This is a genomic window from Pseudoalteromonas sp. G5_S1_14_S5 (assembly GCF_054968605.1).
On sequence record NZ_JBQKUM010000051.1, the window covers coordinates 1 to 13,404 of the forward strand.

The window sequence follows — 13,404 nt, forward strand, 5'->3', positions numbered from 1 at the left end:
TCGTTAACTCGGATATATGCTTGATGGGAAGAAGAGGCAGTAGTTGTTCTATATAGCTTTTTAGGCACTTAGTCATACGAGCATAAGGCTCCAACCAAGATAAAGCCTCTGTTTTTATACCGTATTTTAGCTTTCAATGTCCTGAGGAAAATCGCACTAAGCCTTTTTAAACAAGACACCAGTAAAACATCAGCATATTAAGAAAGAAGAAGATAGCGGCTCTTGATGATGAGTATCGCTCGGTTCTTTTAAACGCTGGAATTAAAATGCTCTAGCCGTGAAGTGTCCAGTGTTGCTGGTGCAGATCAGTTGACTCGAACCTACAAATTGTGCACGCTTCGAGTGCTTTAACCGCACCACTTGGTTGATCCATCTTGCCAACAAATAACCAACCTAAGATACCCAGTCCCTAATTTCAGTCTGATTGAATAGGAATGCAGCACTTTCCTGCAATTTATTTGTGATCTGGGTTGCACGCGTACCGCATACTATCAGATACTGAACAAAACTAACCTTCAGCCACAGTACACAGTTACCCGTAGACTGTTCAGGAAATTCAATGAGTTCAGATAATCAGCCAACCTACTTCTTTTTCGATTACGAGACATGGGGCGTGAACCCAGCGAAAGATCGTCCAAGTCAGTTCGCCGGCGTTCGTACCGACCAAGATTTCAATATTATTGGTGAGCCTTTGGTCATCTACTGCCAACCTCCTGCTGATTATCTTCCTGCACCTGATGCTGCGCTTATTACTCGAATTACTCCACAAAAAGCCGTGTCTCAAGGCCTACCGGAACCAGAGTTCATCGCTAAGATCCATGCTGAACTTGCAAAGCCAAACACCACAAGCCTTGGTTACAACAGTATTCGATTCGATGACGAAGTAACTCGATATACCTGTTACCGTAACTTCATTGATCCATACGCATGGAGCTGGCAGAACGGGAACTCTCGTTGGGATCTGTTAGATGTGATGCGTGCCGTACACGCCCTGCGCCCAGACGGCATTGTTTGGCCTGAGAACGAAGAAGGTTTCCCGAGCTTCAAACTGGAACACCTATCTGTGGCAAATGGCATTGAACACGAAAACGCGCATGACGCGATGGCCGATGTTATTGCGACAATTGAACTCGCGAAAAAGCTGAAAGCCGCACAACCTAAGATGTTTGATTATCTCTACAACATGCGTCACAAACGAAAGTTGAACGAATTAGTCGACATCGTAAACATGACACCTTTGATGCATGTGTCAGGCATGTTTGGTCGTGACTGCAATTACACAAGCTGGATTGTTCCTATGGCGTGGCACCCTACCAATCAAAACGCGGTGATTGTTGTCGACCTAGCAAAAGACCCAAGCCCGCTATTCGAACTTGATACTGATGAGCTCAGAGAGAGGCTTTACACCAAGCACAGCGACCTAAATGAAGACGAGCTGCCAGTGCCAATTAAGCTTGTTCAACTCAACAAGTGCCCTATTCTAGCGCCAGCCAAAACGTTAACCGCTGAAAATGCTGAAACCATTGGTATTGATCGTCAGCAGTGCTTGAAGAATCTAGCGATCCTACGCGAACACCCAGAAATTCGTGAAAAATTGATTGGCTTATATTCACAGGAACGTGAGTACGAAAAGAGCGACGATGTAGATACCCAACTTTACGATGGCTTCTTCTCACCGGCGGATAAAACCGCGATGAACATCATCCGTGAGACTGACCCAAATAACTTAGCAGCGTTGGACATCACCTTCAGTGACGAGCGCATCAAGCCTTTGTTATTCCGTTACCGAGCACGCAACTTCCCATGGACGCTAGATGAATCCGAGCAACTTAAGTGGGCAAACCATTGTCGTGAGTTCTACGAAAGTCGCTTAGAAGAGTACATGCTCAATCTAGAGAACCTCGCACACGAACATGAAAGTGACGAGAAGAAAATGGCTATATTAAAAGCGGTGTATCAATACGTAGAAAAGCTAGCTAGTTAACCTATTATCGAGAGATGTAAACCTTGAAAGAAAGATTGATTAAACTCGTTTACTGCTTAATCTCCTTCACCTTAATCATAGGTGCCCTCACTGCAGGCAACGTGTTACAACAATACTTAGAGACCTCAATCCCAGGTAGTATTTTTGGCATGTTAATTCTGTTCACTGCCATGGTGATTGGTATTGTGCCGGCACACTGGGTACAGCCTGGTGCCAGCCTAATTATTCGTTTGATGATTTTACTGTTTGTCCCGATCAGCGTCGGGCTTATGGAGCACTTTGACATGCTGATCGCTAACGCACTGCCGATTATGGCGAGTGCAGTGGGTGGCACGCTCATCGTATTAGTCTCTTTATCATGGTTCTTAGACCGCTTGCTAACGAGAGGTAAATAGCCATGTGGATTCTATTAACTATTGTGGTATTTCTGTTTGCTCGTTGGGTAAGTCAGAAGGTGAACTCCCCGCTGTGTAACCCGCTATTAATAAGCATTGGCATCATCATTCCAATTTTGACATTCTTTAAAGTTCCTTTCGAGACTTACTACGCAGACAACACTTGGATTACGTATATGCTTCAGTCAGCGGTTGTTGCCCTAGCTTATCCGTTATATGAGCAGCTGCCTCAAATTCGAGCTAACTGGCGAATCATTACCTTTGCATGCTCGCTGGGTAGTGTGATGTCGATGACGACAGCAGCAATGATTGCCGTCGCTTTCAAAGCCGACCTAAGTTTGATTGCGAGTCTATTGGGCAAATCAGTCACCACCCCTATTGCGATGGAAGTATCAAGCCATCTTGGTGGTGAAGCGGCTATTGCTGCAATACTAGTTCTTATCGTTGGACTATTTGGGGCAATTTTTGCTTACCCTATCTACAATCTAATCGGCATTAAGAGCCCTATTGCTAGGGGCTTAACCATGGGCACGGTTTCTCACGCGTTAGGTACGGCAACTTGCGCTGAAAAGAACCAAGAAGATGCGGCTTTCAGTTCACTGGCGTTAGTTCTTTGTGGCGTTATCACTTCAATATTCGCACCTAGCGTGTTTGGTATGGTGGTTTGGTTCTATTCCTAGCCTAGACGCCAACAACCCGATTTAGCCCAAGCCTAGCCCTGTCGATATCAGTGTTTGCTTGGGCTTTTTATTGCCATTTATCCAGCTAATAACCGGCTATTATGTGCAATAAGTGCGATATCAGCTGTAAAAATGGTCCTTGCAATCGATTTCAATTGTGACCTCACTCTAATTATGCAAACCAATGTAACAACAACAGTGTAAAGGTGATCATTGTCACAGAAAATTCCTGAGCATTGCATAAACTTAAAGCCTAAGGTCAATTAAGGATTCAACATGAACAGTCGTATTACCCTGGCGCTGGAAAGTGCTCCATCATCAATGAAAGCGCTTTTAAGTGACATCGTATTAGCAGACAACTTTGACGCGACATTGTCTCCAGAACAGTTCTCTAGCCTGCTTCAAGTAAGTGGTTTAGCGGATGACGAACTACGTATCGCACTACTTCCTTTTGCTGCTGCGTATTCATACGCACCGTTATCTGACTTTTACGTTGGTGCAATCGTGCGTGGTTTATCTGGTACTTTGTACTTTGGTGCAAACCTTGAAATCGCTGGTGCACAACTTGGCCAAACCGTACACGCTGAACAATCGGCAATCAGCCACGCTTGGATGAAAGGTGAGCGCGGTATTTCAGACATCACAATTAACTTCAGCCCTTGTGGTCACTGTCGTCAATTTATGAATGAGTTGACTACAGCGAAAGAGCTTAAAGTTCAGCTTCCGCAGCGTGATGAAATGTCGCTACAAGAATACCTACCTGATTCATTTGGGCCTTCTGATCTTGGCGTAACAACAGGCTTAATGTCTGAACTCGACCATAAGTACACGACGGAAGAGAAGACTCCTATTGTAGTTGAAGCATTAGCAGCGCTTAACCGCAGCCATGCGCCATACACTAAAAATTTAAGTGGTGTGTCACTACAGCTAACAACTGGTAAGATCTTTACGGGTGCTTACGCTGAAAACGCAGCATTCAACCCTAGCCTTCCGCCGCTACAAGTTGCGTTAATTCAACTAAAACTTGCAGGCTTCGATTTTGAACAAATTGAAAGCGCAGCATTGGTTGAAATCGCTGAAGGTAGCATCAGCCACCTAGCGGATACGCAATCTACATTAGAAGCGATTAATCCAGATATTCCAGTGACTTATTTAGCAATCTAAGTACATATAGTTAACAACCTTTTAAATAAGCAGCCCAATTTTATAAGGCTGCTTTTTTTATGCTTGTAATTAACACCACAATCAAGCAAACGTTTGCTTTTGTCATTTAAATAAGTATGATCACCCCGTTTTCAATCAATCGTTCAAAAGATCGGAAGGAATTTCTATGTTTGGTACTGCTACTCGTGAAAATGCTACTCGTGTACTTCTACTAGGTTCAGGTGAACTTGGCAAAGAAGTGGCTATCGAGTGCCAACGTTTAGGTTTGGAAGTTATTGCTTGTGACCGTTATGCAGATGCGCCTGCCATGCAAGTTGCGCATCGCAGCCATGTACTAGACATGTTAGATGGCGATGCACTTCAAGCCATCATTGAACTAGAAAAACCAGATTACGTGGTGCCAGAAATTGAAGCAATTGCCACCAGCAAGTTGGTAGAGCTTGAAGCACAAGGCTTGAATGTCGTTCCAACAGCTAACGCAACTAAGCTAACGATGAACCGTGAAGGTATCCGTCGCCTGGCAGCAGAAGAACTCAAGCTCAGCACATCCCCTTACCGCTTTGCAGACACCTTTGAAGACTTCGCTGCCGCGGTTGAATTTGTCGGCATGCCTTGCGTTGTTAAACCCGTAATGAGTTCTTCAGGTAAAGGCCAAAGCGTTATCAAAACCGAAGAAGACATCCAGAAGTCGTGGGACTATGCACAAGAAGGTGGTCGCACTGGCGCTGGGCGTGTAATCGTTGAAGGCTTCATCGACTTTGATTACGAGATCACTCTTCTCACTGTTCGTGCAGTCGACGGTGTTCATTTCTGTGCACCTATCGGCCACCGCCAAGAAGACGGCGACTACCGTGAATCATGGCAGCCTCAGGTTATGTCAGACAACGCTCTAAAAGCGGCACAGTACACTGCAGAGCAAGTGGTTAATGCTCTAGGTGGTCATGGTATCTTTGGTGTTGAGTTGTTCGTTAAAGGCGACCATGTGATCTTCAACGAAGTTTCCCCTCGCCCACACGATACTGGTTTGGTGACATTGATGTCACAAGACTCGTCAGAATTCGCACTTCACGTACGCGCATTTACAGGTATGCCTATCAAATCAATTACTCAGTATGGCCCATGTGCGTCTGCAGTAATCCTTGGCCAAGGCACATCAACAAACATCCGTTTTGAAGGCATTGCAGAAGCATTAGAGGCACCACAAACACAAGTTCGTCTGTTTGGTAAGCCAGACATCGGTGGTCGTCGTCGCCTTGGTGTTGCACTAACACGCCGTAAGAGCACAGAAACCGCGATTGAAGATGCAATCAACAGCGCGTCGAAGGTAAAAGTGATTTACTAATCAGATTCTTAGATCTTGAATCTTAACGATCAAAAAGACGAGCTATGCGCCCGTCTTTTGATTAGTGCTATCTCTTAGAAAGTAAACTGAATCTAGACTTCCGATTCAATTAAATACACTTCTTCACTGAATCGAGACAAACCTTTCTTAGCAATCTTAGGGTGCTCGTCGTCTGCAATGTCTTGGTTCAACAATGTAATCTTGTAACCCGCAAACAACAGATCGATTTCTAGTTTAGGTACGCTAAACGGAGGGCCTGCCATTTCATCTTGGTCGTAGTCTAGCGTTACAAGTAGGATCTTGCCGCCTGGCTTCAGCAGTTGCTTTAAGCGCTCTACATATTGCACACGCATTTCAGCAGGCAAAGCGACTAGAGAAGCACGGTCATAAATAATATCGACAGGCTGAATTGGCGCAGTGAAGTAATCCCCAGTGTAAACACTCAACTCATCAAATTGATAAAGCTCATGCTGACCGTTTATTTGAGTTACGGTTGGCGTGTAGAAATGCTCAGAGAAAAAAGCTCGAACCGCAATCTGGCTCAATTCCACACCTTGAACATCTTCATGCTTAGACGCAAGCCAAATCAGATCTTCACTTTTGCCACATAGAGGAACAAAAACACTCTTCTCATAGCTAGGCTCAGTTGCTTTCCAAAACTCAACCAAAAGTGGGTTTACATCTTCAAGGTGGAAACCAATTTGGTTGGCTGCCCATTTATTGTGCCAAAATTCAGGATTATTCATCTTTCATTCATGTTAAACAGTCATAATGCAAGGGTACAGTATAGAGAAGTAAGAGCAACCTTAGCTTGGCTTAAAGTGGCAAAATGGTTTCGAATACGACCATAAACTGGTTAGGTTCAAAGTTCTTAAAATTGCGGAACAAACGCTTGGATTATTTGTCAATATGTTCACATTTTAAAGCAATATTAAACGTTAGAGTTGGTTTCTGTCTTAGCTGGCCCCATTTAATATTTAGTGAGTTTAGTTAAGCTTTTTTACTCTTACACGTTACTGGTTACCCCTTTTAACTACCCGTTATTGTAACCTTGTATTTTGGAGTTTAAATGAGTGTATTTCTCCGTACGACGGCCCTAATGCTTTTAGTATTGAGCCGAGCGCCTGCATTCGCAGCAGCACCTGTTTCAACAAGTTCAACTGATCAATCGCGCACAGCGTCTTCGCAAAACCAAGTTTCATCAAACGTATTCCGCCACAGCCTAAGCGGCCTGTATGGCATCAAGGCATTCGACTCGCGTCCAACTCAGCCTTATACCGATTTCGACATCCTTTATAGCAAAGCTCACCAAGCGCAAGCAGAGCTTGAGACAATCTGTAAAAGTACTGCGCTTCTCACTAATTCAGATGCCCTATTTGCTGGTGTTAAATCTCAAGCTCGCGCTCAAGAGAAAATTGAATTAGAACTGGATGGTGACAATACAAGAATTACCGACCTAGCTCGCGCAACAATCATCGCGAATGATGTAGAAAGCCTAGTTGAAGTGTACGAAGCACTGAGTCGTGAAGCGGACGTGGTAAAAGTGAAAAACAAGTTTAAGTCACCCGCTGATTCTGGCTACCGTGACCTTAACTTACTGGTTCGTTTACCAAAAACTAACATAATCGCCGAGGTTCAACTTCACTTAAAAGCGATAGCGGATGTGAAAAGTGGTCCTGAACATGAGCTATACGAGATCATTCAAGGTATTGAGCGTCATGCGATTGCTGAAAAGCGCCCAATCAACGACATTGAAGCGGCGCAAGTCAATAGCCTAAGACGCCAATCTTTAGAGCTGTACCAACAAGCATGGCAACCATACATAACGACCCATATTAAAGCGGCATAACACCAACCTTACCGCAATTACAAAACAAAAATCGAACAAGGGCTGCACTCGCAGTCCTTTTGAATTTCAACGTATCTCTTATCAATCATAAGCGAGCGCTATTTGTGATAGTACTTCGGAGAGCGTTCATACAAGTCCTGACGTACATCACTTTTAAATCACGCAATTAATTAAGGATGTAGCTGGATTTCTGTCCCTTAATATTCGGTTAAGACTGCACGAAAGGGATGCTCTTATCACCGTGACGCTGGCTACATAGGTTGTCAACGAGCTTTTCTTCTGCCGTCAAGCTTGGTATGTAAGGTACTGTTTTATCAACTTTTATTGTCATTTTTGGCGAAACCTTTTCCACCGTTGCAGTGTTTTCGTCAGTACATGTGGAGAGTGACATTTCAGCAAATAGAGCGGTGTATTTAAATTTCAATGAGAATTAACTACCGTTCAGGAGAACTGAACGATGTTTAGAAATTGTGCGAGATGCGAGATGCGAGATGCGAGATGCGAGATGCGAGATGCGAGAAGATAAAAAGATTGAAAATGAGTGGTAAGAATAAATACTGTGATACAAACAAAAAGACCACGCTAGGCGTGGTCTATTGCTTGGCTACTTCTCGATTTTAATATTTTCTACACGGGCCTTTAGTTTTTGTCCCGGTCTAAAAGTAACAACACGTCGAGCAGAAATTGGAATGTCTTCACCAGTTTTCGGGTTACGACCAGGCCGCTCGTTTTTCTCGCGAAGATCAAAGTTACCAAAACCAGACAGTTTTACCTGTTCGCCATTTTCAAGCGCTTTACGAACTTCTTCGAAAAACACTTCAACCGTTTCCTTGGCATCCCGCTTGCTGTATCCGAGTGTCTCAAACAGGTTCTCAGCCAAATCGGCCTTCGTGAGTGCCATAAAACTTTCCTCAAAGCTATGTTAATCATTGCTACTATCGCCAGTAGCGCCAAAGCATTTACCCTATTCAATCAATGAGATAAGGTCGTTTACAAGGAAAGTGTATGCCAAGCTTCTGATTTTCGCCAACTTTTTTATCTCAACTGTCAGATTATTCTTTGGAATCAAAAAGATAACTCGCTCTTAATTTCACACATATGGCTAAAAAACATCTGCTTAACAGTTATCAAATAGAACTATATCCTGATTACCATCAATAAATTGGAATTTAAAACTTTACCGGTCTAAGTGATAATTTTTGAGAATTTTCTTCGATCTCCAATAAAATCAGCCACTTGATTTGATATCCATCTCAACAGAGGTTATGAAACAATCATTATTAAATATAAGATTTGTATCATTTCAGAATTTAATGCGAATCGGTTAATGCTATCACTGATTGTGTACTGACTTTTACTGCGATTCATCTGTATTCTAATTTCGTCAATCTCCCTCTTTAGCGACGCTCTGCAGCAAAGTACATTTCACAGCGCACAGTTGATATGTTATAACATATCAACAAAGAAGGAATTTAGTACTTAGAATGAAAGATATTGAAGCGATCATTAAGCACGTCAAACAAGGGTGTAAAGACAATGGAAAACAGTTCACCGCCAAAAGGCTGCTGATACTGCGTGCGTTGGCACATGCCGATAAAGCGCTGTCTGCCTACGAGTTAGTCGACTATTGCAAAGAGCATTTTGATCAACATGTTCAAGCGATGTCGGTCTACAGAGTCTTGGATTTTTTAGAACAACACCACCTAGCACACAAGATTAAGGTATCAAATAAATACATACTTTGTGACCACATCCTTTGTGAGCACGAACATGGCATCCCACAATTTTTGATTTGTTCTAAGTGCGACAAGATAAGTGAACAAACCATCAACCCTTCTATTATTCGCGATCTTAAATCTCACGCGAAACAACAAGGATTCACCGTCACAAGCCCTCAGTTAGAGATCAGCTGTATCTGTGATGAGTGTGCTAAGCCCGAAGTGAATACGTCCTGCTAAGAATACCTATATCTAATAACTAGATTCCAACCGTATTAGCCCTAATTAACAAGGAGAAAGTGAAACGCTATGCCTGCAACGCTCATTAGAAATGCCTACGTGGTCAATGAAGGTATCGTTACCGAGACAGATGTACTAATTGTCGACCAACGAATTGAAAAGGTTGCAAGCAATATACAGCCTAATTCAAATTGTGAAGTCATTGAAGCAAAGGGTTGCTACCTCATCCCGGGGATGATTGACGATCAAGTTCATTTTCGCGAGCCCGGGTTAACCCACAAAGGCTCAATCGCTACAGAATCTCGTGCCGCTGTCGCTGGTGGTATTACAAGCTACATGGAAATGCCAAACGTAAACCCTGCTACTACGACCATTGAGGCCTTAGAGAAAAAATTTGATATCGCAGCACAGAGTTCACTGGCTAACTACTCTTTTTACCTAGGTGCAACTGAAAATAACCTAGAGCAAATCAAGCAGCTCGACCCGACCAAACACTGTGGCGTAAAGGTATTTATGGGTGCTTCAACGGGTAACCTGTTGGTTGAAGAGCCTCAAGCACTCGATGCCATATTCCGTGATTCTCCCGTCCTAATTGTCACACATTGTGAAAGCGGGCCTGTTATCGCTAAGAACCAAGATCAATTAAGAAAAGAGAAAGCTGTTTTCACGATTGAAGACCACCCTATACTAAGAGATGACAGAGCCTGCTATGCCTCTTCTTCTTATGCTGTTCAGCTCGCTAAAAAGCACAATAGCCAGCTTCATGTATTGCATATTACTACAGAGAAAGAGTTGGCACTATTTGATAAAGGGCCAATCGAAGGCAAGCGCATAACCGCTGAAGCGTGTGTTCATCACCTTTGGTTCAGTACTGAAGATTACCCAAGATTAGACAACCAAATCAAATGCAACCCAGCCATCAAATTTCCAAATGATAGAGAAGCACTACTTGCCGCCCTTAGCACCAATCAAATAGACATCATCGCCACAGACCATGCTCCTCACACATGGGAAGAAAAACAAGTTCCTTATGAACAAGCGCCTGCCGGTTTACCCCTTGTACAACACGCCCTCCTGACTCTGTTTGACCACGTACATGCCGGAGCCATGACCGTAGAACAAGTCGTAGAGAAAACAGCACATAACCCATCCATTCGTTATGCGATAAAAGAGCGCGGTTATATTCGTGAAGGCTACTTCGCAGACTTAGTACTCGTCGACCCAAAAGCATCAACATTAGTTGATGAGGAAAACAACCTTTATCAATGTGCTTGGTCTCCACTCACTGGTCACGAGTTCTCTTCCCAGATCAAACATACTTGGGTAAATGGCACCGAGGTTTATAGCCATGCAATTTCGAACTTGATCCAAGATACAACTCACTCTCCGGCAATGAGGTTGTCATTTGAGCGTTAGTTCAGCAGTTATTACCATCAATAAAAAGAAATCAATATGTTAAGAAGAAACCCTAACGGTCATATGCCAAACGTATCTGAAACCGCCTTCATTGATCCAACAGCCATTATTTGTGGCAAGGTCATCATTGAAGACAACGTGTTTATTGGTCCTTATGCCGTTATACGTGCCGATGAGGTTAATGAACACGGCGATATGGAAGCTATCGTGATTAAGCGCGACACCAATATTCAAGATGGTGTGGTTATCCATTCGAAGGCCGGTGCTGCGGTAACCATAGGAGCACGCTCCTCTATCGCTCACCGCTCCATTATCCATGGGCCTTGTGAAGTCAGTGACGATGTCTTTATCGGCTTCAACTCTGTCGTTTTCAATGCCGTCATTGGTAAAGGTTGCGTGATTCGTCATAACTGCGTGGTGGACGGACTCGACCTTACTGAGAATTTTCATGTACCACCGATGACCAACATAGGCTCAGGCTTTGATCTAAACAGCATTTCAAAAGTACCACCAGAATACTCGGCGTTTTCAGAATCGGTTGTCTCTGCCAACCATACTCTTGTTCAAGGCTATAGAAGGATTGCTAATGAACTCTAATAAATCCCCCTTGCTTGGGATTCCGACCAACATTATTACTGGGTTTCTCGGAGTAGGAAAAACCTCTGCGATTCTTAACTTAATGAAGCACAAACCAGCCGATGAGAATTGGGCTATTTTGGTGAATGAGTTTGGTGAAATTGGCGTTGATGGAAGTTTATTCGAAGGCAATCAAACCAAACAACAGAAAGTTTTTATTCGCGAAGTACCCGGTGGCTGCATGTGCTGTGCAGCGGGGCTACCGATGCAGATAGCACTCAATCAGTTGCTTTCTGAGGCGAAGCCAGACCGCTTACTGATTGAACCTACTGGGCTTGGCCACCCAAAAGAAGTGTTAGAAGTATTATCTGCTGAGCATTATCGTAAAGTGCTATCACTGCAAAAGAACATCACCTTGGTCGATGCTCGCAAGCTGTCTGATACTCGTTATTCTGACCACGATACTTTCAACCAACAAATTACCATTGCGGATACGATCGTCGGCAATAAAGTAGACCTTTATAACAAAGGGGATGCACAAAAGCTTGCCGAGTACGTTGCTCAGATTTGTCACCCTGATACTAAGCTGATCTTTGCTCATCACGGTAAGATCCCATACGACGAGTTTGATGGAAGCAGTAGTTTTTATCATCAACAAGCTCATGGGCACCATCATCACCATGCTCACAAACAAGATAAACCACTTACATCTGAACTACCGATGCCAGAAAGTGGCATGCTCAAAGCGACCAACCAAGGTGAAGGCTTCGAGAGTATTGGATGGCGATTTGCAGCTGATAAACTGTTTGACCACCAGCGTTTACGACACTTTCTAGTCGGCTTGAAAGTTGAGCGTATGAAGGCCGTGTTCATTACTCCAAATGGTATCTTTGGCTACAACTTAACAGAGGATGGTTTGACCGAATCAGAACTCGATGAGTGCAGTGAAACCAGAATTGAAGTCATTGGTCAGGACATAGAGAGTGATCTGGAAAGCCAGCTTCTAGATTGTCTTGTTAACTAAGTTCGATCCATCGATGATTAAAACTAAAGCCCTATGAAATAGAACATTCATAGGGCTTTTAGACATTGGAGTAAACATCACTATGTTAGTTTACCGACACCAATCGTTTCTCTTTCACCTGATCTGCCGCTACTCACCGCTTTTGCAGGTTTAACGATCAAACCAATCCCGATTAAGAACAACACCGATGCCACTACTTGAGCGAGTGACAACACTTCGTCATACATAAAGTATCCGCTGATCAGCGCGAAGACTGGCACCAGCAAGGTTAGCGGTGCAGTCGTGCTTAATGGATATTGGATTAACAACTTGTTCCACACCCAATAGCCAAATAGCGTGGTCGGATAAGCCTGGAACAGCACCGCAATCGTTGTGTTCCAATCCCATTGTTCAATCCCCTGCCAAATGATTTTATCTCCGTGTAACATCACAGCAAACAACACCAACGGCGCTGGTGCAAACAGCATTCCCCACACATTAAACGCAAACGCCTGCCTAGTTTTGGAAGCCTTAACAATGACGCCCATTAAGGTCCAACTGCACGCTGCAATCATAATCAAGATAACGCCATTAACGGTGACATTCACTTTCGCCGCTGAGACTAAAACTGCAAGTGCACACAGGGCTAACATCGCACCAATTAACTTACGAACCGACGCACTCTCTTTGAAAACCCATACCCCAACAGCCATTCCAATAAGCACATTGCTTGAAAGCAATACTGACGAAAGCCCAGATGAGAGGCCAGCTGTGATCGACCATGATGCCATGCCCCAGATACCAACCCCGAACACAAAGCCATAACTTACGAGATAACGCCACGCGACATTCGGCCTTGCGACAAAAAATATCACTGGTATCACGGCTAGCGCGAAACGCGCGGCCGTTGCCAGCAACGGATGAACATTGGTTACACCCATTTTGATCATCGAGAAATTGAATCCCCAGATTGCCATCACCAATACCGCTAGCAACAAATCATTTTTTTCATACTGTCCCCCTCTTTTGTTTTAAAA

14 protein-coding genes and 1 pseudogene are annotated in these 13,404 nt (G+C 43.8%); 11 read left to right on the forward strand and 4 right to left on the reverse strand.

The window, feature by feature from the left end; genetic code table 11:
- Window positions 1-126: 126 nt before the first annotated feature.
- The 6 genes and pseudogenes from ACTRWI_RS15245 to purT all read left to right on the forward strand — a co-directional run.
- Window positions 127-275 (forward strand): annotated as a pseudogene (locus tag ACTRWI_RS15245) (ISAs1 family transposase); the annotation flags it as partial.
- A 284-nt stretch (window positions 276-559) separates the two neighbouring features.
- A complete protein-coding gene (gene sbcB / locus ACTRWI_RS15250; RefSeq protein ID WP_499132563.1) occupies window positions 560-1,984 on the forward strand; it encodes an exodeoxyribonuclease I in 1,425 nt (474 codons plus the stop codon).
- Window positions 1,985-2,085: 101 nt separating this feature from the next.
- Window positions 2,086-2,379, forward strand: a complete 294-nt coding sequence (locus tag ACTRWI_RS15255; RefSeq protein WP_499132564.1) for a CidA/LrgA family protein — start codon at window positions 2,086-2,088, stop codon at window positions 2,377-2,379.
- A 2-nt stretch (window positions 2,380-2,381) separates the two neighbouring features.
- Window positions 2,382-3,059: an LrgB family protein gene (locus tag ACTRWI_RS15260; RefSeq protein WP_499132566.1), complete on the forward strand. Its 678-nt coding sequence runs from the start codon at window positions 2,382-2,384 to the stop codon at window positions 3,057-3,059.
- A gap of 276 nt (window positions 3,060-3,335) precedes the next feature.
- On the forward strand, window positions 3,336-4,223 hold the full coding sequence (gene cdd / locus ACTRWI_RS15265) for a cytidine deaminase (protein ID WP_499132567.1): 888 nt from the start codon (window positions 3,336-3,338) through the stop codon (window positions 4,221-4,223).
- 166 nt (window positions 4,224-4,389) lie between these two features.
- A complete protein-coding gene (gene purT / locus ACTRWI_RS15270; protein WP_499132569.1) occupies window positions 4,390-5,565 on the forward strand; it encodes a formate-dependent phosphoribosylglycinamide formyltransferase in 1,176 nt (391 codons plus the stop codon).
- Between the two features lie 92 nt (window positions 5,566-5,657).
- Here purT and ACTRWI_RS15275 read toward each other — a convergent pair whose 3' ends face one another.
- Window positions 5,658-6,311, reverse strand: coding sequence for a thiopurine S-methyltransferase (locus tag ACTRWI_RS15275; protein WP_499132571.1), 654 nt, complete (start codon window positions 6,309-6,311; stop codon window positions 5,658-5,660).
- 323 nt (window positions 6,312-6,634) lie between these two features.
- Here ACTRWI_RS15275 and ACTRWI_RS15280 point away from each other — a divergent pair, with 323 nt between their 5' ends.
- Window positions 6,635-7,414 (forward strand): RelA/SpoT domain-containing protein, encoded by a 780-nt coding sequence (locus ACTRWI_RS15280; RefSeq protein ID WP_499132572.1) that lies wholly within the window; start codon window positions 6,635-6,637, stop codon window positions 7,412-7,414.
- Window positions 7,415-7,622: 208 nt separating this feature from the next.
- Here the strand turns inward: ACTRWI_RS15280 and ACTRWI_RS15285 are convergent, their stop codons facing one another.
- Both ACTRWI_RS15285 and ihfA read right to left on the reverse strand, forming a co-directional pair.
- Window positions 7,623-7,838, reverse strand: coding sequence for a hypothetical protein (locus ACTRWI_RS15285; protein ID WP_499132574.1), 216 nt, complete (start codon window positions 7,836-7,838; stop codon window positions 7,623-7,625).
- Window positions 7,839-8,018: 180 nt separating this feature from the next.
- Complete coding sequence (gene ihfA, locus ACTRWI_RS15290) at window positions 8,019-8,315, reverse strand: integration host factor subunit alpha (RefSeq protein WP_004734853.1); 297 nt, start codon at window positions 8,313-8,315, stop codon at window positions 8,019-8,021.
- A gap of 583 nt (window positions 8,316-8,898) precedes the next feature.
- Here ihfA and ACTRWI_RS15295 point away from each other — a divergent pair.
- The 4 genes from ACTRWI_RS15295 to ACTRWI_RS15310 all read left to right on the forward strand — a co-directional run bounded on the left by ACTRWI_RS15295 (window position 8,899) and on the right by ACTRWI_RS15310 (window position 12,388).
- A complete protein-coding gene (locus ACTRWI_RS15295) occupies window positions 8,899-9,372 on the forward strand; it encodes a Fur family transcriptional regulator (RefSeq protein WP_499132579.1) in 474 nt (157 codons plus the stop codon).
- A gap of 69 nt (window positions 9,373-9,441) precedes the next feature.
- Window positions 9,442-10,788: a dihydroorotase gene (locus ACTRWI_RS15300; protein ID WP_499132581.1), complete on the forward strand. Its 1,347-nt coding sequence runs from the start codon at window positions 9,442-9,444 to the stop codon at window positions 10,786-10,788.
- Between the two features lie 36 nt (window positions 10,789-10,824).
- Entirely contained in the window at window positions 10,825-11,385 is a 561-nt protein-coding gene (locus ACTRWI_RS15305; protein WP_499132583.1) for an LbetaH domain-containing protein, read from the forward strand.
- Window positions 11,375-12,388, forward strand: a complete 1,014-nt coding sequence (locus ACTRWI_RS15310) for a CobW family GTP-binding protein (RefSeq protein ID WP_499132584.1) — start codon at window positions 11,375-11,377, stop codon at window positions 12,386-12,388. Before ACTRWI_RS15305 ends, ACTRWI_RS15310 begins: the two co-directional genes overlap by 11 nt.
- A gap of 80 nt (window positions 12,389-12,468) precedes the next feature.
- On the opposite strand, the gene ACTRWI_RS15315 is transcribed toward ACTRWI_RS15310, so the two are convergent.
- The gene (locus tag ACTRWI_RS15315) at window positions 12,469-13,365 is read right to left on the reverse strand and encodes an EamA family transporter (RefSeq protein ID WP_499132586.1); all 897 of its coding nucleotides are present in this window, start codon (window positions 13,363-13,365) and stop codon (window positions 12,469-12,471) included.
- Window positions 13,366-13,404 lie beyond the last annotated feature (39 nt).